Below are 17,534 nucleotides of genomic sequence, written 5' to 3'. Positions count from 1 at the left end.
GGGGAGCGGGGGAGCGGGAGCGGGGAGTGAGAGACCGGATGCAGCAGCCCGCTGTGACCTGGTCAGCGCTAACCTGGCTCCCATGACTCAACCCCGCGCCAACGAACCAGCCCTGTGGCGCGTGCTGACCGTGGCGTTCTTGCCAACCCTGATCTACTCGATCGGGCAGGGCGCGATCGTTCCGGTCATCCCATCTATCGCAGCATCCCTCGGCGCCGATGTTGCCTTCGCCGGATTCATAGCCGGATCGCTGTTAATCGGCCAGGCCATCGGTAACCTGCCCGCTGCATCCCTTGTGGCACGGCTGGGAGAGCGGCTTTCGATGACGCTGGCGGCGCTCGGCACTATCGCGGGCGCGCTCATTTCAGTGAATGCCACGACGCCCTGGATGCTGCTGGTCGGGGTGTTGCTGCAGGGATTGATGACGGCGGTGTTTGCGCTGGCCCGGCAGTCATTCCTGACGTCGTATGTGCCGCTACGGGTGCGGGCGCGAGCGATGTCGTCACTCGGGGGAGTGTTCCGCTCGGGCGCATTTGTGGGGCCGTTTGTTTCGGCGTGGATGATCAGTCAAACCCAGTCGCCACAGGCAAATTTCTGGGCGTTCATTGTTTGTTCGGCGCTGGTAGTGGTGACGTTGCTCGCGCTGCCGGATGTTGAAAAAACCGCTGGTCGGCCGGCTGCGCGTAAACAGGTGAGCGTGGCATCGCACGACCGGCTCTGGCCGACAATCGTGCGGCGACGGGATGTGTTGCTGACGCTTGGTATCGGTGCCGGCGCACTCACCATGCTGCGGTCGGCGCGCCAGGTGGTGCTGCCGCTGTGGGGGCACGCGGTTGGGCTCGAGCCAGAGGCGATTTCGGTGGTCATGGGGATCGGCGGCGCCATCGATTTCGCGCTGTTTTTCACCAGCGGCTGGATTATGGATAAGTTTGGCCGCGCCGCGAGCGGGGTTCCGGCGCTCGTCGGGCTCGGCATCGGATTTGTGGTGCTTGGGGCTTCGACGTGGTTCGCGAACCCGCAGTGGTGGTTCATGGCGGTGACCTGCTGGCTCGCGCTGTCGAACGGAATCGGTTCGGGCATTGTGATGACGCTTGGTGCCGACCTTGCGGACCCCGATAACCCGGCGCCGTTCTTGGGGGCATGGCGCACTATCACGGATGCATCCGGTGCGACGGTGCCGTTCTTGGTCTCGGGTTTTTCAGCGTTCGCGGGGCTGGTTGCGACGGCGATGCTGTTCGGTGGGATCGGTCTGTTCGGAGCGTTCTTGTTTGCTCGCTACATCCCGTGTTTCGTGCCAAAACCGCCTGACGAGCCGGTCGACACCGGCGCCATCGAAATCCCCGGCGACTAGTTCGGGGCGCTGTTTGCCGGGGCCTGCATCCCTGCATCCCTGCATCCCTGCCCCACCCGCCCCTGCCGGCGCCGCTTATCCCTGCAGATTTTTCCCTGCAGATTTTTGTTTCCTGGCTGCATCCCCGCTGCGAGATTTGTTTCCTGGCTGCAGGCGCCTTGTGGAGTTTTGTTTCCTGGCTGCAAAAACGGGGTTTTTGCCGACTGAAACGTTTCAAACCTCGGTTTTGCAGTCAAAAATCAAAAAACAGGAAACAAAAATCTGAGGTCAGGAAACAAAAATCTGCAGCAGCTTGAGGCAGCAGCTTGATGCAGGCTGGCTGGGATGCAAGCAGCAGGCGGGGCGCAGCAGCAAACAGCAGGGCGCAGATGCAGGCGGGCTGGGGCGCGGTGCAGGGCACAGCACTGCAGGGCGCAGATGCAGGCGGGCTGGGGTGCAGGCGGGCTGGGGTGCAGGCAGGCTGGGGCGCGGTGCAGAGCACAGCAGGGCGCAGCAGGCAGGCAGACAAGCAGGCGGCGCTAGCTGCTGCCGACGAGGCGGTGGGCAGCGAGCATCACGTGGATGTCGAGCCCGCGGCGCCCCCCGGCCCAGCCCGGGCCGAGCAGTTTGGTGATGCGATCCAGCCGCTGCCGCACCGTGTTTTCGTGCACGTGCAGCTGCGTCGCGGTATCCGCCACCGAATGCGCCGCATCCAGATAGGCCGCCGCAGTGTTCACCAGCGCTGTCCCGTGCTGCCGGTCGTAATCGAGCAGCGGCCCGAGAATCTGCTCAATCGCCAGCTTGGTCGGTTCGATGGTGACGCGCGTGAGAAATGCCCCCAGCGCGCCATAGCTTTCGAGCGAAACGAGGATGCGGTCGTGACCGCTCCGCCTCGCGGCCTCAACCACGCGCAACACCAGGTCGTACTCTTCCGGAGCGATATTCAGCATGTGCAGGGTGGGGGAGTGCCCCACCAGCAGCGCCCCGCGCCGCCGCGCACCCGGCGCCCCCAGCTCGCTCTCGATCGCGGCGAACGCCCGCTCAGGCGCGATCGCCACCAACCGCTCATCGATGCGGGCGCGCAGCAGCGTGCTCCCAAAATCAACCTCAAAGCGATGCTCGAGGTCATCGAGCGAGGTCGTCGAGCCATCCGCAACCACGATGCGAAACGGTTCCCCCTCGCGCACCCCGAACTCATCCAGGCGCAGCAGTGCGGTGGGGGTCGGCCCACCCGGTGGCGGGCTGAGTAGCTCGAGGATGAGGTCGTGCCGGCGCCGGGTGAGGTCGCCGAGCTCGCGGTGGTGGGCGCGCAAAAACGTGTCGAGCATCCGCGCGCTACGGCGCAGCAATTCGGCCTCTTGCGGCTCAACCTCGCCCTCGATCAGCACGGATGCGATCGGTGCGCCAGAATTCACCCCGGCGGTCATCACCGTGAATCGCGAGCCGTCGTCGCGTCGACCGGTGACGGGCACCCCCTGCTGCGCCGAAAGGGTCACCAGTGCCCGTTCACTGTCGATCATTTCGGTGAGTGAATCATCGAGCGCGAACCGCACGGTCAGGTCAGCCAGTCGCACATCCCGCCCCAGTTCACGCGACATACCCTCGCGCAGTGCCGCGAGGCCACCCCCGGCTGCAAGCGCTTCGATCAACGCTTCGTCCACCTGCACGATCCGCCGCTGCTGTGCGAGCAGCGCTTCAGTTTCGCCAAGCTGTTCACGCAGCTGCTCGGCCGCCGCGCGCTCGCGGACGGTGCGCTCCTGCGTCACGATCGCCACGGCCGCGAGATCGGCGAGTGTTTGTGCCACCTGCACCTCGTCGGGTTCGTAGCGGTGCCAGTGTCGATGGCCGACAACCAGCACGCCAAGGATGCGCTGCTCGGCGCGCAGCGGCATGGCGAGCATCGCCTGCACCTCCTCATCGGTAACCGCGGCGTCGGTAGCGGGATCGTGCGCAAAACTCGTGTCGCCGAGGTAGTCGCTGGTGTGGGCCGGGTCGCCCGTGGTGATCGTCCGACCGGTGATACCGGTTGCCAGCGGTATTGAAACCCGGTGCAGAGCGTCGGTAAACATGCCATCGGATGCGATTGGTCGCGCGATGCCCGCATCCTCGTCTACCAGCCCCATTGCGGCAATATCGGCGTCGAGTAGCGAACGCAGCCGGGCGGTGAGCTGCTGTAAAACATCTACCGAATCGCCGAGCGACGCGAGGGCGCGCGCGAAGTCGCTGACGGCACGCATGAGTGCCCGCTGTCGGCGCTCTCGTTGGATGTTCGACGGTGATTTTTCAACCAACCTGCGGTCTGGCATGTGTAATCCTCCATATACAAAGACAAAATATGGATGAACCAACACTTACTTTAGGTCATTTAGCGAACATGATCATTCAAAAGCAATCGCAACTTGCTGGCTGTATCCCGCCACCGCGATTGCATCCCCTCGAGTATCAATGGAGATGACGTGACGAACACCCGGACTATCCGTGGAGCCGTACTCAACAAGATCGGCGCCGACGCACCCTTCGCAGGATCTCGCCCGATCACGATCGACGAGCTCGAACTCACCGGCCCCGCCGAGAACGAACTGCTCGTTCGCATCGAGGCTGCCAGCATCTGTCACAGTGACCTTTCGGTTGTGAACGGTTCACGTCCCCGCCCCACCCCGATGCTGCTCGGCCACGAAGCCGCCGGTGTGGTTGAAGAACTTGGCTCGGGTGTAACCGACCTCGAAATCGGTCAGCGCGTGGTGCTCACCTTCCTGCCCCGCTGCGGCGAGTGCCGCGAATGCCGCACCGACGGCAAGCTGCCCTGCTCGGCAGGTTCGAAGACTAACGAAGAGGGTGTGCTGCTCGACGGCACCAAGCACCTCACCCGCGACGGTGAAGAGGTCAAGCACCACCTCGGCTGCTCGGGCTTTGCCACCTACTCGGTTGTCGACCGTCGCTCGGTTGTGCCCGTGGGTGCAGACGTTCCCCCGTCGATTGCCGCCGTGCTCGGCTGCGCCGTGCTCACCGGTGGTGGCGCCGTGCTCAACGCCGCCAACCTCGGCCCCGACGACACCATCGCCATCGTCGGCCTCGGCGGTGTGGGTATGGCCGCACTGCTCACCGCGCTCGCGGTGGACAACAAGAAGGTCATCGCCGTTGACGCCAACCCCGACAAGCTCACCCTCGCTCGCGAGTGGGGTGCTGACGAAGCCTACACCTCGGCTGAGGCTGCCGAAAAGGGCATCACAGCGGATGTGGTGATCGAGGCTGTCGGCCACCCGCGCGCTTTTGAAACCGCGTTCGGCATGATCGGCTTCGGCGGCACCCTCGTCACCGTGGGGTTGCCGGCACCGGGCGCCATGAGCGAAATCGAGCCGCTCAAGCTCACCGCTCGCGCCGAAACGGTTATTGGTTCGTACCTCGGCTCGGCCGTGCCCTCGCGTGACATTCCCAAGTTTGAGCAGCTCTGGCGTGAGGGCAAGCTACCCCTCGAGCGCCTGATCTCGAACGAGATTGCCCTCGACGAGATGAACGAGGGTATGGATGCACTGTCGGCAGGCACCGTGCTCCGCCAGATCATCAAGTTTGAAAACGCCTAAATCACAACTTCAAAAACCTCATCCCATTTACTCCGCCGCCCGGTAGCCGGGCGCATCCAAGCAAAGGAATAAGAATGACCCAGCACTACCGCGTTGCAATCCTCGGTGCCGGTTTCGGTGGCCTCGGCATGGGCGCAGAACTCGTTCGCGCCGGCATCCAAGACTTCGTCATCTTCGAAAAGGCCGAAGAAATCGGTGGCGTGTGGCGTGACAACACCTACCCGGGTGCTGCTTGCGACACCCAGGCACACGTCTACTGCTACAGCTACTTCCCGCACCTGCGCGTTTCGCAGATGTACGCCGCCGGTGAAGAGATGCTCGGCTACCAGAAGGCAATGGCCAAGGAGTTCGGCCTCTACGACCACACCAAGTTCAACTCGGAAATCACCGAGGCTCGCTGGAACGACGACGAGGCCTACTGGGAGCTGAAGCTCCGCAACGGTGAAACCTACACCGCTGACGTGTTCGTACCGGCCTGGGGTCAGCTGAACGCTCCCAAGACCCCGAAGTGGAAGGGCATGGAGGACTACAAGGGCATCATGTTCCACTCGGCCGAGTGGAACCACGATGTTGACCTCAAGGGTAAGAAGGTCATCTCGATCGGTTCGGCCGCTTCGGCAGTGCAGTACGTGCCCGAGATCGCCAAGGAAGTTGGTCACCTCGAGGTGTTCCAGCGCTCGGCAAACTACATCTTCCCGCGCGAGCAGATCACCTTCACCGAAGAGCAGCTCGACGCCTTCGAAGCAAACCCCGAGCTGTTCGAAGAGTCGCGTCGCGCCATCCACGAGGTGCGCGAGGCTGGTTTCGAGCGCACCCGCACCGACTCATCGGCTCAGGCTGAGGGTGCCCAGGAAGCTATCGACTACCTCAACTCGGTTATCGAAGACCCCGAGCTGCGCGAAAAGCTCACCCCGAAGTTCGAGTTCGGCTGCAAGCGCATCCTGCGCACTTCGGCCTACTACCCGACCTTCCTGCGTGACAACGTGACCCTCGTCACCGAGGCTATCGACCACTTCACCGAGAAGGGCATCGTCACCGAAGACGGCGTTGAGCACGAGGCCGACGTCATCATCTTCGGCACCGGCTTCTACTCGCAGAACTTCCAGGGCGACCTGTCGATCATCGGCCGTAACGGCGTGACCCTCGCCGACCGCTGGGGTGAAGACGACGCTGAGGCTTACGTGGGTATCACCGTGGACGGCTTCCCGAACATGTTCCTCATGTACGGCCCGAACACCAACCTGAACCACAACTCGAACATCGCCATGTTTGAGATTCAGCAGCGCTACGTTGCCGACTTCCTCGAGAAGACCAAGGACATCGAGAAGGTCTCGGCCGATGTGCGTAAGGACGTCATCGACCAGTTCAACGCCACCATGCAGGAAGAGATGAAGGGTTCGGCCTACTCGAGCGAGTGCTCGAGCTGGTACAAGAACTCGAAGGGCAAGGTCATCAACAACTGGTCGGGCACCGTTGAGGAGTACCGCGACCTCGCTGAGACCTTCAACCCTGCCGACTACGAGATGCGTTCGGGCAACGAGGTGCTCGCCAACGCCTAATGCTTCGATAGCCGACGTGATCGGATATTGAAAACGGCCGCCGGTTCATGCGCAGCGCGCGAGAACCGGCGGCCGTTACGTTCATATGAAAGATTGATGACGGCGCCCCGACGACGTCGCGCCGTCATCGCATCCGGTTGGCGGTGTTTACCCCAGCCTGATGCCGAACAGAATGAGGAGAGATCCCAATGAGTGAACTCATCGATATTGAACAGGTTGCGCCCGACCAGCGCGACGCTATCGCGGCTTTCCGTGCCGCTGGCGGTAAGTCGTTCCAGGATGCGGAGTCGGTTGCGGTTGCGCGTGAAAACTACGAAAAATCGTGCGTGGCCAATGGTTTGCCTCGCGACGAGGTGAAGATCGTTGAGGATGTGGAACTTGGCGAGGGTGACGAGCGATTCACCATCCGCGTCTACGACAACCGTGCCGAACGCAACGCCGACGACCCGGTGATTGTGTTTTTCCACGGCGGTGGCTGGGTGATCGGTTCGCGTGAAACTCACGACCCGGTGTGCCGTCGCCTGGCAACACTCACCAACCTGCCTGTGGTGGCGGTTGACTACCGCCTCGGCCCCGAGCACCGTTTCCCGGCCGCCCACCTCGACTGCAAGCGCACCGTTGAGTGGATCCGCGATAACGCGACCGAGCGCGTGTGGAACCCGCAGCGCGTGGCCACCATTGGTGACTCAGCCGGCGGCGGGCTGGCGAACGTGCTCGCGTTCGAACCGAGCCTGCTGGTGGACGGCACCACGGTCACCGCGCAGGTGCTGCTCTACCCGATGCTCGACATGAAGAACGAGACGCCCGCCTATGAGCGCATTGCCGAGGGCTTCCCACTGACCGCGAACTCGCTGCGCTGGTTTGGCGAGAACTTCCTCGCGAGCGATGCCGACCGCACCGACCCGCGGGTATCGCCGATGCTGGCCGTGAAGGCGGGGGATGCACCGCAGCCGCCAGCGTTCATCCTCTCGCTGGGTCTTGACCCCCTGGGGGAAGAAGACCTCAACTACGCGCACAAGCTGGCCATGAACGGCACCTATGTGGAGCTCGTGCACCTGCCTCGCCACGCCCACGGCTTGTTCACCTCGGCCGGCAAGATCGCCTCGGGTGAAGTGATGCTGGAGCGTGCCGCGCAGTTTATTCTGCAGCAGGCGTAGTCATTCGGGTAACTAACGGTGGCGGGTGGCGGATGCTGGCCGCCACCGTTGTTTCCCGTCGCCGGAGGCGTTGGCGGTTTTGCTCAGCTATTGGGCAGCCGGTCGAGATAGTCGAGCAACACACCCTCACGCATCGCCCACGGCGACACATCGAGCTGTTCGATACCGAATGCCGACATCACCTCAGACAGCACAATGCCGCCGCCGACGATCTGGAACGCGCGATCGGAGGTCACGCCGGGAAGCGCCGGGCGTGATTCGGCTCGAAGCTGAGCGAGCCGCGGAATCCAGTCGTCGAGCTGCCACTTGCGCAGCGTCATCCGGTCATTCGGGCCCACCCCGTCGATTACCGAACCGGCCAGGCGGGTGAGCGAGCGCACGGTTTTTGACGAGCCGACGAAGTGGTCGGCCGGCGCCAGATCGCCAAACTTTCGTACCGCATCCGGTAGCAGTTTGCGCACGTGTTGGCGCAGCTCGGTCAGCTCACCGGCAAGTGGGGGATCGTGGTGAAAAAACTGTTTGGTGGTGCGTCCGGCGCCCAGCGGCAGCGACATTGCCAATTCGGGCAGCTCATCATCGCCCACGGCGAGTTCGAGTGAGCCGCCGCCAATATCGACCAGCATGATCCGTCCGGCTGCCCAACCGAACCAGCGCCGCACGGCCAAAAATGTGGTGCGTGCCTCATCCTCGCCCGACATCACCTGCAGATCGATGCCAAACTCTTTGCGGATGCGTTTGAGCACCTTATTGCCGTTTTTTGCCTCGCGGATGGCGCTGGTTGCCATGGGCAGCAGCTCATCAAGATTGGCGTCATCGATGAGTTTTTTTGCGTGCGCCATGGCTTCCATGATCCGTTTGACGCCGTGGTCGCTGATCGCGCCCGAGTCGTCGATGTATTGCATGAGCCGCAGCACGCGCTTTTGTGACGCCATCGGCACGGGTTTTGCCCCCGGATGCGCATCCACAATTACGAGGTGAACGGTGTTAGATCCGACGTCGAGTACTCCGAGGCGCATGGATTCAATCGTACTCTTTGGCGCGGCGGCAACAGCGCGCGGTGCGCCAGCAAGTGCCGGCATCGACGTCGCAGCGTAGAGTTGTCGGCAATGAGCGAGATTCTGGTGCGCAAGGCGGAGCTGCGCGATGTGCCGACGGTGTACGAGCTGATTCAGCCGTACGTCGACGAAAACATCGTGCTGCAAAAAGACCTCGTTGTGCTCTACGAGTCGATGCGCGACTTCGCGGTGGTCGAGGTTGATGGCCGCGTGGTCGGCTGCGGCGCGCTGCACGTGCTGTGGCGCGACCTGGGTGAGCTGCGCACTATTGCGGTTGAGCCGGGGATGCGCGGCTACGGTATCGGGTATCGGTTGGTTGAATTTTTGGTTGCGGAAGCGCGCGAAATTGGCCTGTCGCGTCTGTTCTGTCTGACTTTTGAAACGGATTTTTTTGCTCGGCACGGATTTGAACCGGTTGCTGAGCGGGTCATCGACACTGGCACCTATCGCGAGATGCTGCGCTCGCCGGATGAGGGCACGGCTGAGTTTTTGGATCTGCCGTGGGTGAAACCCAATACGCTCGGTAATACCCGCATGATTTTGAGTCTTTAACTGGACTGGGTTGCGAGCTGGCAGGCCACATTTTTTGTGCCGAACTCCTGTGGGCCACCTGTAGGTTCACTGCCGTTCACCTGGACGCTAACGCCGATCAGTAGTGTCTTCGCGTCATGACGGCCCATAGAAGGGAATATTGCGGTGCGATTTGGAAAGAAGCTGGCTGCTACGGCTGCCATTGCTGCGCTCAGTGCAGCAGGGTTCGTGGCGCTGCCGGCAAACGCGGACGGTGCTGCGGCAGCGCCCTCGACCTCGCTGGTGATCAGCGAAGTCTACGGCGGCGGCGGCAATAGCGGCGCAACCTACAAGCGCGACTTCATTGAGCTCTACAACGTGTCGGATCAGCCCATCGATCTGTCGGGCTGGCAGGTTGAGTACTTCTCAGCCAAGTCGGGCAACTCGGGCGGCGTCACCCAGCTGAGCGGCACCGTTGCGCCCGGCGACTACTACCTAATCGCACAGGCTCGGGGCAGCGGCGGCACCGTCGATTTTGAATTCGACGCCGAGGGCAAGATTGCTATGGGCGGCAAAGAAGGCATTGTTGAGCTGAGCCACAACGGCACCGCAGTTGACCTCGTTGGTTGGGGTGCGGGTGCAAAGCGTTTCGAGGGCGCGCCGGCTGCGGGCACCAAGAACGCGACCTCGGCTGCGCGTACTCCGGTCACCCAAGACACCGACAACAACAAGGCCGACTTCGCAGTCGGTGAGCCGACCCCGCAGAAGTCGGGTAACGCCGCAACCGAGCCCACTGAAACGCCCGAGCCGACCGGGACCCCGCAGCCCACTGACACTCCGAAGCCGACCGACCCGGCTCAGACGGTCACGCCGATCGTCGAGGTGCAGGGTGAGGGTGATAAATCGCCGCTGGTTGACCAGACCGTCACCGTTGAGGGCATCGTGACCGCCGTCTACCCGACCGGCGGTAAGAACGGTTTCTTCATCCAGGCCCCTGGCGAAGCTGACGCCACCCGCTCGAGCGGTGTGTTCATCTACGGCAGCAAGCACGCCGCTAGCGTGCAGATCGGCGACTCGGTCTCGGTCACCGGTAAGGTGAGCGAGTACTTCGGGTCGACCCAGATCAGCGCCAACAGCGTCAGCAAGCTCGAGCAGTCGCTCGGTGAAGCAACCCCCGTGAAGCTCGATGCCTGGCCGGCCACCGACGCCGAGCGTGAGCGCTACGAGGGGATGCTCCTTGAACTGTCGGGTGACTACACCGTCACCGACAACTACGGCCTGAACCGCTACGGTGAAATCGGGCTCGCCTTCGGCACCAAGCCGCTTGTGCAGCCCACCGAGGTTGGTGTGCCCGACTCGGCTGAAGCTCACGCGCAGGCCGACTACAACGCCGCACACGGCGTGCTGCTCGATGACGGTGCGACCTGGGATTACACCAAGAATGCGACCGCCCAGAACTCGCCGCTGCCGTACCTCTCGCTCGACAAGCCGGTCACCATTGGTGCCACCGCAGCCTTCGCCAAGCCTGTCGTGCTCGACTACGGACACGACGCCTGGCGTCTGCAGCCGCAGCAGCAGATTGTCGGTGCCGACTCGGAGTGGATCCCCGCAACTTTCAGCGATGTTCGTGAAGCAGCTCCGGCAGAGGTTGGTGGCGACATCACCGTCGGTACGTTCAACGTGCTGAACTACTTCACCGCACTCGGCGAACAAGAAAACGGCTGCAAGTTCTACGCCGACCGTCAGGGCAACCCCACCACCACCAACTACTGCCGCGCTCGCGGCGCCTACAACGCCGAAAGCTTCGAGCGCCAGCAGGCCAAGATCGTCGCCGCAATCAACAAGCTGGATGCATCGGTCATCGCTCTCGAAGAGATCGAAGACTCGGCCGACTTCGGTAAGGAACGTGACGCCGCTCTCGCACACCTCGTCAGCGAGCTGAACAAGGATGCTGGTGCCGAAAAGTGGGCATATGTCGCCTCGCCCGAGAGCATCCCGGCAACCGGTGATGACGTCATCCGCACCGCTTTCATCTACCAGCCCGCCGAGGTGAGCTACGTGGACGGCTCGACCGAAATTCTCGACAACCCCAACTTCACGAACGCCCGCGCACCGCTGGCAGCAACCTTCTCGCCGGTGGCCAAGGCCGACCAGAAGTTCGTGATGATCGTGAATCACCTCAAGTCAAAGGGTGGCGAAGGCTCGGGCGACAACGCCAGCTTCGATAAGGACGACAACCCGGCGAACAACGTCGGTGGCTGGAATGGTGACCGCACCCGCCAGGCTCAGGCCGTGGTCGAATTCGCTGAAACACAGCAGCAGAAGCAGGGCACCGACCTGGTGTTCCTCGCCGGTGACTTCAACGCCTACACCATGGAAGATCCGGTGCAGACCATCATCAATGCCGGCTACGTGCAGCAGGTGAGCGAGGGTGAGTACTCATACCTGTTCGGTGGCCTGGTTGGTTCGCTCGACCACGTGTTCGCCTCGCCTGCCGCAGCAAAGCTGGTGACCGGCACTGACATCTGGACGATCAACGCCTACGAGCCGATCGCACTCGAGTACAGCCGTAACAACTACAACGTGACGCAGCTGTACGCATCCGACCAGTTCCGCGCATCCGACCACAACCCGAAGCTCGTTGGACTGCAGTTTGAGCAGGCTGAGACCGGTTCGCTGGACGTGCAGTTCTTCCGTGACAACAAGCTGAACAACAAGCTTGACGAAGGTGAGCTGGAGACTGGCAAGGGCTATGTCTATGTGAAGGATGCAGACGGCAAGTGGTGGATGACCACCGATACGGACGGCACCTATCACTTCACCGGCATTGCTCCCGGTAAGGCCGAGGTGTACTTCCCGATTGCGAACCCGCGTTCGCAGTACTTCAACGAGGCTGACACCGCGCGTTTGCCGCAGACTGACATTAAGTCGGCGGATGCGACCTACATTGACGCTGAGACCGGTGAGACCCAGCCCGCGAAGGTTTCGCCAGGTGAGTACCCGATGGCGACCGTTGAGGTCACCGCGGATGCTCCGGCGAAGTTCGTTGCCGGCTTCTCGCAGGTGAGTGCAGTTGCGAAGGTGCTGCCAGAGGGCTCCCAGCAGGGATCGCAAGACCTCGCCGAGCTCGCGTTCTTCGACGGTACTGAGTCGGTGGATGCGAAATTCGGTTCGGGTAACAGCGACCGTTATTACGCCGCAAACAGCGATGGTTCGGAACGTAAGTTCCTCGGCGACCAGATTGTGCTGCAGGTAACTGCGAAGGATGGTTACCAGGTGCAGGGCGTTATCGCGCTCGATAGCGTCACTCCGATGAACCTCACTGAGCTGGGCGACGGCAAATATGCGGTGAACCGTGCCGACCTGTCGGAGTCATTTGGCCAGGTGGCGTTCACCGTAGTGGTCGCCGAGATCCCGACTGAGACGCCGACTCCGACTCCGGAGCCGACTGTCGAACCGACCGTTGAGCCGACTGGAACGGCGGAGCCGACCGAGACTGCGGAACCGACTGAGACCGTTGACCCGGCCGAGGTGAAGCTGACCACTGACACCAGCGAATACCTGCTGCGTGGCACCGTCATCTTCCAGGGTGAGGGCTTCACGCCGGGCGCAGACGTCAAGATCGAACTGCACTCGACCCCGGTCAAGGTGGCGGACGTCGTCGCCGATGAAAACGGTGAGATCAAGGGCGAGTTCCAGGTGCCGGCCGCAACCGAGTCGGGTAAGCACGAGGTAGTTGCTATCGAGTCGGAAGACAAGACCGCCACTGCCGACATCACGGTGCTCGAGCCCAAGCTCGAGGTCAACCCGGTTGAGGCTTCAGCCCCCGACTCGACCGCTGGGTTCTACGTTGAGGGTGCGAACTGGCCCGCCAATACCGAGCTCTCGTTCGTGGTTGCCGGCCCGAACGGCTACCGCGCCGAACTCACCGACGTGGTGACCAACGAGGACGGTGCGTTCGCGCAGCAGCTCACCTGGGCAAAGTACGACGCTGAGGGGAACCTCATCGCCAACAACCAGGAATTCCCGGCCGGCACCTACACGGTGACCGTCACTGATGGCGAATTCACTCAGGAAATCACCTTCACGGTAACGGCCAGCGACACTGAGCCGGGCCAAACTGAGCCTGGCCAGACCGACGGCGGCAAGCCCGACACCGGCAAGACCCCGTCGGGCAAGGGTGGCGTGAACTCGGTGGACGTCACCGACAAGCTCGCCAACACCGGTGCCAGCGACGTGACGCCGCTGCTGGTGGCGACCTTCGTGGTGCTCGCTGCCGGCGCTAGCCTGGTGGCACTGCGCCGCCGCAACGCCTAGCCCGCGCCAGGTGCGCAGCGCTCGATAGCGCAGCACCCATAAATCGGCAGCCGCCACTGACCAAATGGTTGGTGGCGGCTGCCGGTTTTCCAGGCACTGCCGACCGGCACCATCCGTTGGAAGTGGCGCCCGCATCCCCTGCCCGCATCCCTGCTCACATGTTCTCGGCACTGCACGCCGGAATCTCCAAAGCATCCGGGTACATTACTGCTGTGAGCACCAAACCCAGCCCCGCGGTCTACCGACGTCGTCGGATCGTGGCGCTGCTGTTGCTCGTCGCTGTGATCGCTCTCATCTGGTGGGGCGCAAGTGCAATCATTGGCTTGTTTGCGGCCGATAAACCGGATGCGGCCCCCGCTACCAACCCGCCAACAGCACCTGCAACAACACCTGAGGCCGGTAAGACCACCACGCCGGGCGACACTTCACAGCCGCAGACACCCGCCGAGCCGCGGCCCTGCGGGCCCGAAGACGTGACAGTGACAGCGGCCACCGACGCTCGCTCATACGGGCCGGACGCTCGTCCGAAGCTCTCGTTCAGCATCGAGAACACCGGTGCCAACAAATGCATATTCAATGTCGGCACCGCCGTGCAGCAATTCCGCATCACGTCGGGTAGCGACCAGATTTGGGCCTCGACCGACTGCCAACAAAACCCCGAAAATCAGCAGGTGTTATTGGAACCGGGGCGCAAATTCGAATCTCCGCAGCTTGAGTGGGTGCGGGAGCGGTCAACGCCAGATACCTGCGATGCGGAACGTCCGGCGGCGGTCGGTGGTGACTCCTACTACCACCTCAAGGTGACCGTAAACGGTGCCGAATCAGAACCGGTGATGTTCGTCCTCGAATAGGCAATATTTTCGGCACTCGAGATGGAATTGGTGGCTTGGGATGCATCCCTACAGTCGGCTGGTTGACACCATCGGCATGGTAGGCCAAAGTTCCGAGTTCTTGTAACCTTCCGTTCACCAAGTTGTTGCGGCAATGTAACAGGTGGCTGGGAGTCTGGCTGAGTCCTGGCTGACGAATCACTGAGGAGGGGCCGAGTGGCTCACAAGAAAAATTTCGTGCGCGGCGCAGTCGCTAGCGTCGTTGGCGGGCTGCTTGCCTTCGCCGGCATCGCCGCACCCGCCTTCGCTGACGAATCCCTGCAGAACACCGAGATCATTTCTCCCGCTGCCGACCTGGCCGAGGGGCAGAAGCAGATCAACATCGTTTCGTACAACGACTTCCATGGTCGACTCTCAAACCTGGAGGCTTTCGCTGCAGGTTCATTGACCATCGCCGACAAATTCGGTGCCGAGAACACGCTGTTCGTCGCCAACGGTGACCAGGTGGGTGCCTCAGAATTTGAATCGTCGCTGCAGAACGACGACCCAACAATGGATGCACTGACCGCGCTCAGTGAGGGCAGCCAGCACTCGTTCACCGTGGGTAACCACGAATTCGACAAGGGCCAGGAAGACGCTGAGCGCATCCGTCAGAAGCTCGGCGGCACCCTCCTCGCCGCGAACGTCACCAAGGGTGACGGTTCGCTGCTGATGGACGCCTACAAAATCTACGAAGTGAACGGCGTCAAGGTTGCCGTCATCGGTGCTGTCACCGAATCGACCCCGTCAGCTGTCTCGCCCCAGGGCATCCAGGGTCTCACCTTTGGCGACCCGGTTGCGGCCGTGAACAAGTACGCCGAAGAAATCGAGCAGGCAGGCGCCGCTGACATCATCATCGCCTCGTACCACGAGGGCGGCCCGACGGCCGATCTCGACACGAATCTCGGCAACGAGGTGTTCTCGAGCATGGTGAAGGACACCTCCGACAAGGTCGACCTCGTACTGCACGGCCACACCCACTACGGCTACAACTACGACATCAGCGAACGTCGGGTGCTGCAGGCCGGTGAATACGGCAAGCAGGTTGGCCAGATCGTCTTCACGGTCGACGCTGACAACAAGATCGTCAAGACTGACAGCGCAGTGATCGACACCATCGCGGACAAGGCTCCGGTTTACACCCGCGACGGTCTCTCACCGCAGTCGCAGCAGGTTTACGACAAGGTCGTGGCTATCAAGGAAGCCGCCTACAGTGAGGCCAAAGTGCTCGGCGCTGAACAGATCGGTGTTGTGAACGACGAAATCACCCGCGCCTACACCTGGGCCGACGGGGCTGCAGTCAAAGACGACCGGGCGGAGGCATCGTCACTCGGTGTGCTCGTTGCCGACTCGATGTACCAGTGGGCCAACAAGAACGTTGCCGGTGGTGCTGACCTCTCGATCATGAACCCCGGTGGCCTGCGTGCCGACATCGCCGGTGACGGCGTGCTCACCTACAAGGATGCACAGACCGTGCTGCCCTTCACCAACAACCTCGCCGTTGTCACCCTGAGCGGCGCACAGCTCAAACAGGTGTTTGAAGAGCAGTGGCAGCGCGACGCGAACGGTGAAGTTCCGAGCCGTCCCTACCTGCAGCTCGGCATCTCGCCGAACGTGTCGTACACCAGCGACTCGAGCCGCGCCGAGGGTGACCGTATCACCGGCATCACCATCGACGGCAACCCGCTCAGCATGGATGCGGAATACAAGGTTGTTATGCCCACCTTCCTCGCTGGCGGTGGCGACAACTTCCACACCCTCGCCGAGGGCTCGCTGTTTGACACCGGTTCGGTCGACCTCGACGCCTTCACCGAGTATGTGAAGGACCTGCCCGGCCAGGAACTCAAGGTTCCGACCGCACGCCCCGGTGTCGACACGGAAGGCTTCTTCACCGCCTACGGTGAGGGCCCGACCTTGAAGGCTGGCGAAGACTTCACCTTCAAGGTGAAGAACTTCAACCTGCGCTCGAAGGACTTCCTTGCGAACGAGAGCGTCGACGTGAAGATCGGCGAGCAGGTTGTTGGTACCGGCACCATCACTGGCGACACCGCTAACGGTGACGTGGTTGAGGCTGAGATCACCCTGAACATCCCGGCCGACCTCGCGGGCAAGCAGAACCTGACGCTCATCTTCAACCAGTCGGGCACCGCAGCCGTGCTGCCGCTGACCGTTGCCGAGACTGAGGATGAGGCACCCTCCATCACTGTCGACCCCGAAAAGGTGACCGTCGAGAAGTCGGCTGAGGGCATCCTCATCTCGGGTACCGGCTGGAACGCTGGCGAAGAAGTCACCCTGACCGTTACCGGTCCGGAAGGCATCAACGCACAGTTCACCGTCATGCCGAACGAGGCTGGCGAGTTCTCAGAGAACATCACCTGGGCGACCTTCGACAAGGCCACCGGTGAGGTCATCGCAGACAACCAGCCATTCCCGGCCGGTACGTACACCGTCGTTGCAACTCAGGGCGACGCCGAAGCAACCGCCACCTTCGAGGTAGTTGCTGACGAAGCCACGCCGCTGCCGAACGAGCCCGGTAAGGACGACCAGGCTGCTGGCGGTAAGACTCCCGCCGAGGGCGCCCTCGCCGCGACTGGTGCCGACAGCAACCTGCTCGTGGGCGGTATCGCCGTGGCACTGCTCATCGCAGCTACCGGCGCCACCCTCATGGCACAGCGCCGCAACGCCTAGTCTGAGCGCTCCCTAACGAGCTGCGCCCGCATCCCCGATTGCAGGGATGCGGGCGCAACTCGTTTCCGGCGGTGCGGCGCCGCGCGGTGGCGTTGCGGCGCCGCTCCGCTGCCGCCGCGCCCTCCGCTGCCGCCGCGCCGCCGCCGTTTCTTCGCCTTCTGTGTGGGTTCGCGTCAATTGTGTGTGGCAGAACACGTACAGATGACGCGAAGGCACACACAAGGCGGGGTGGCGTGGTGGTGCGGGTCGTGAACGGGTGTGGCGGGGAGTGCGCGGTGCCGCAAGCATCGAGGCAAATGGTCGTGCGGTGGGGCGTGTGGTCGAGGTGTGGCGCCGTGTTCTGTCTGGTGCACTCATCGTCGCTGCCATGGCTGACCCCTCGCCGCTCCGCGTCGCTCCGTTTCGCGCGTTTCTTCGCCTTCTGTGTGGGTTCGCGTCAACTGTGTGTGGCAGAACACGTACAGATGA

10 protein-coding genes are annotated in these 17,534 nt (G+C 62.6%); 8 read left to right on the top strand and 2 right to left on the bottom strand.

Going from position 1 to position 17,534, the window contains the following annotated elements; translation table 11 throughout:
* The first annotated feature begins 82 nt into the window (after nucleotides 1-82).
* The gene (locus tag JMV54_RS09140) at nucleotides 83-1,351 is read left to right on the top strand and encodes an MFS transporter (protein ID WP_201518607.1); all 1,269 of its coding nucleotides are present in this window, start codon (nucleotides 83-85) and stop codon (nucleotides 1,349-1,351) included.
* Nucleotides 1,352-1,869: 518 nt separating this feature from the next.
* On the opposite strand, the gene JMV54_RS09135 is transcribed toward JMV54_RS09140, so the two are convergent.
* Nucleotides 1,870-3,636 carry a helix-turn-helix domain-containing protein gene (locus JMV54_RS09135; RefSeq protein WP_201518606.1) on the bottom strand — a complete coding sequence of 589 codons (1,767 nt, stop codon included), beginning with the start codon at nucleotides 3,634-3,636 and terminating at the stop codon, nucleotides 1,870-1,872.
* A gap of 150 nt (nucleotides 3,637-3,786) precedes the next feature.
* On the opposite strand from JMV54_RS09135, the gene JMV54_RS09130 reads away from it, so the two are divergent.
* The 3 genes from JMV54_RS09130 (at nucleotide 3,787) to JMV54_RS09120 (ending at nucleotide 7,627) form a co-directional block, all read left to right on the top strand.
* Nucleotides 3,787-4,911 (top strand): alcohol dehydrogenase catalytic domain-containing protein, encoded by a 1,125-nt coding sequence (locus JMV54_RS09130; protein WP_201518605.1) that lies wholly within the window; start codon nucleotides 3,787-3,789, stop codon nucleotides 4,909-4,911.
* A 74-nt stretch (nucleotides 4,912-4,985) separates the two neighbouring features.
* On the top strand, nucleotides 4,986-6,470 hold the full coding sequence (locus JMV54_RS09125) for a flavin-containing monooxygenase (protein ID WP_230972893.1): 1,485 nt from the start codon (nucleotides 4,986-4,988) through the stop codon (nucleotides 6,468-6,470).
* A 188-nt stretch (nucleotides 6,471-6,658) separates the two neighbouring features.
* Nucleotides 6,659-7,627, top strand: a complete 969-nt coding sequence (locus tag JMV54_RS09120) for an alpha/beta hydrolase (protein ID WP_201518604.1) — start codon at nucleotides 6,659-6,661, stop codon at nucleotides 7,625-7,627.
* Nucleotides 7,628-7,710: 83 nt separating this feature from the next.
* On the opposite strand, the gene JMV54_RS09115 is transcribed toward JMV54_RS09120, so the two are convergent.
* Complete coding sequence (locus tag JMV54_RS09115) at nucleotides 7,711-8,643, bottom strand: Ppx/GppA phosphatase family protein (RefSeq protein ID WP_201518603.1); 933 nt, start codon at nucleotides 8,641-8,643, stop codon at nucleotides 7,711-7,713.
* 90 nt (nucleotides 8,644-8,733) lie between these two features.
* Here JMV54_RS09115 and JMV54_RS09110 point away from each other — a divergent pair, with 90 nt between their 5' ends.
* The 4 genes from JMV54_RS09110 (at nucleotide 8,734) to JMV54_RS09095 (ending at nucleotide 17,066) form a co-directional block, all read left to right on the top strand.
* Nucleotides 8,734-9,234, top strand: coding sequence for an amino-acid N-acetyltransferase (locus JMV54_RS09110; RefSeq protein WP_201518602.1), 501 nt, complete (start codon nucleotides 8,734-8,736; stop codon nucleotides 9,232-9,234).
* 144 nt (nucleotides 9,235-9,378) lie between these two features.
* Nucleotides 9,379-13,509 carry an ExeM/NucH family extracellular endonuclease gene (locus JMV54_RS09105; RefSeq protein WP_201518601.1) on the top strand — a complete coding sequence of 1,377 codons (4,131 nt, stop codon included), beginning with the start codon at nucleotides 9,379-9,381 and terminating at the stop codon, nucleotides 13,507-13,509.
* Between the two features lie 212 nt (nucleotides 13,510-13,721).
* The gene (locus JMV54_RS09100) at nucleotides 13,722-14,360 is read left to right on the top strand and encodes a hypothetical protein (protein WP_201518600.1); all 639 of its coding nucleotides are present in this window, start codon (nucleotides 13,722-13,724) and stop codon (nucleotides 14,358-14,360) included.
* Nucleotides 14,361-14,555: 195 nt separating this feature from the next.
* A complete protein-coding gene (locus JMV54_RS09095) occupies nucleotides 14,556-17,066 on the top strand; it encodes a bifunctional metallophosphatase/5'-nucleotidase (protein ID WP_201518599.1) in 2,511 nt (836 codons plus the stop codon).
* The last annotated feature ends 468 nt before the right edge of the window (nucleotides 17,067-17,534 follow it).

Source organism: Gulosibacter hominis, assembly GCF_904842695.1.
GTDB classification, from domain to species: domain Bacteria; phylum Actinomycetota; class Actinomycetes; order Actinomycetales; family Microbacteriaceae; genus Gulosibacter; species Gulosibacter hominis.
Note: the sequence above shows the minus strand (reverse complement) of the source record. Positions and strands in the feature narration are given on the sequence as shown.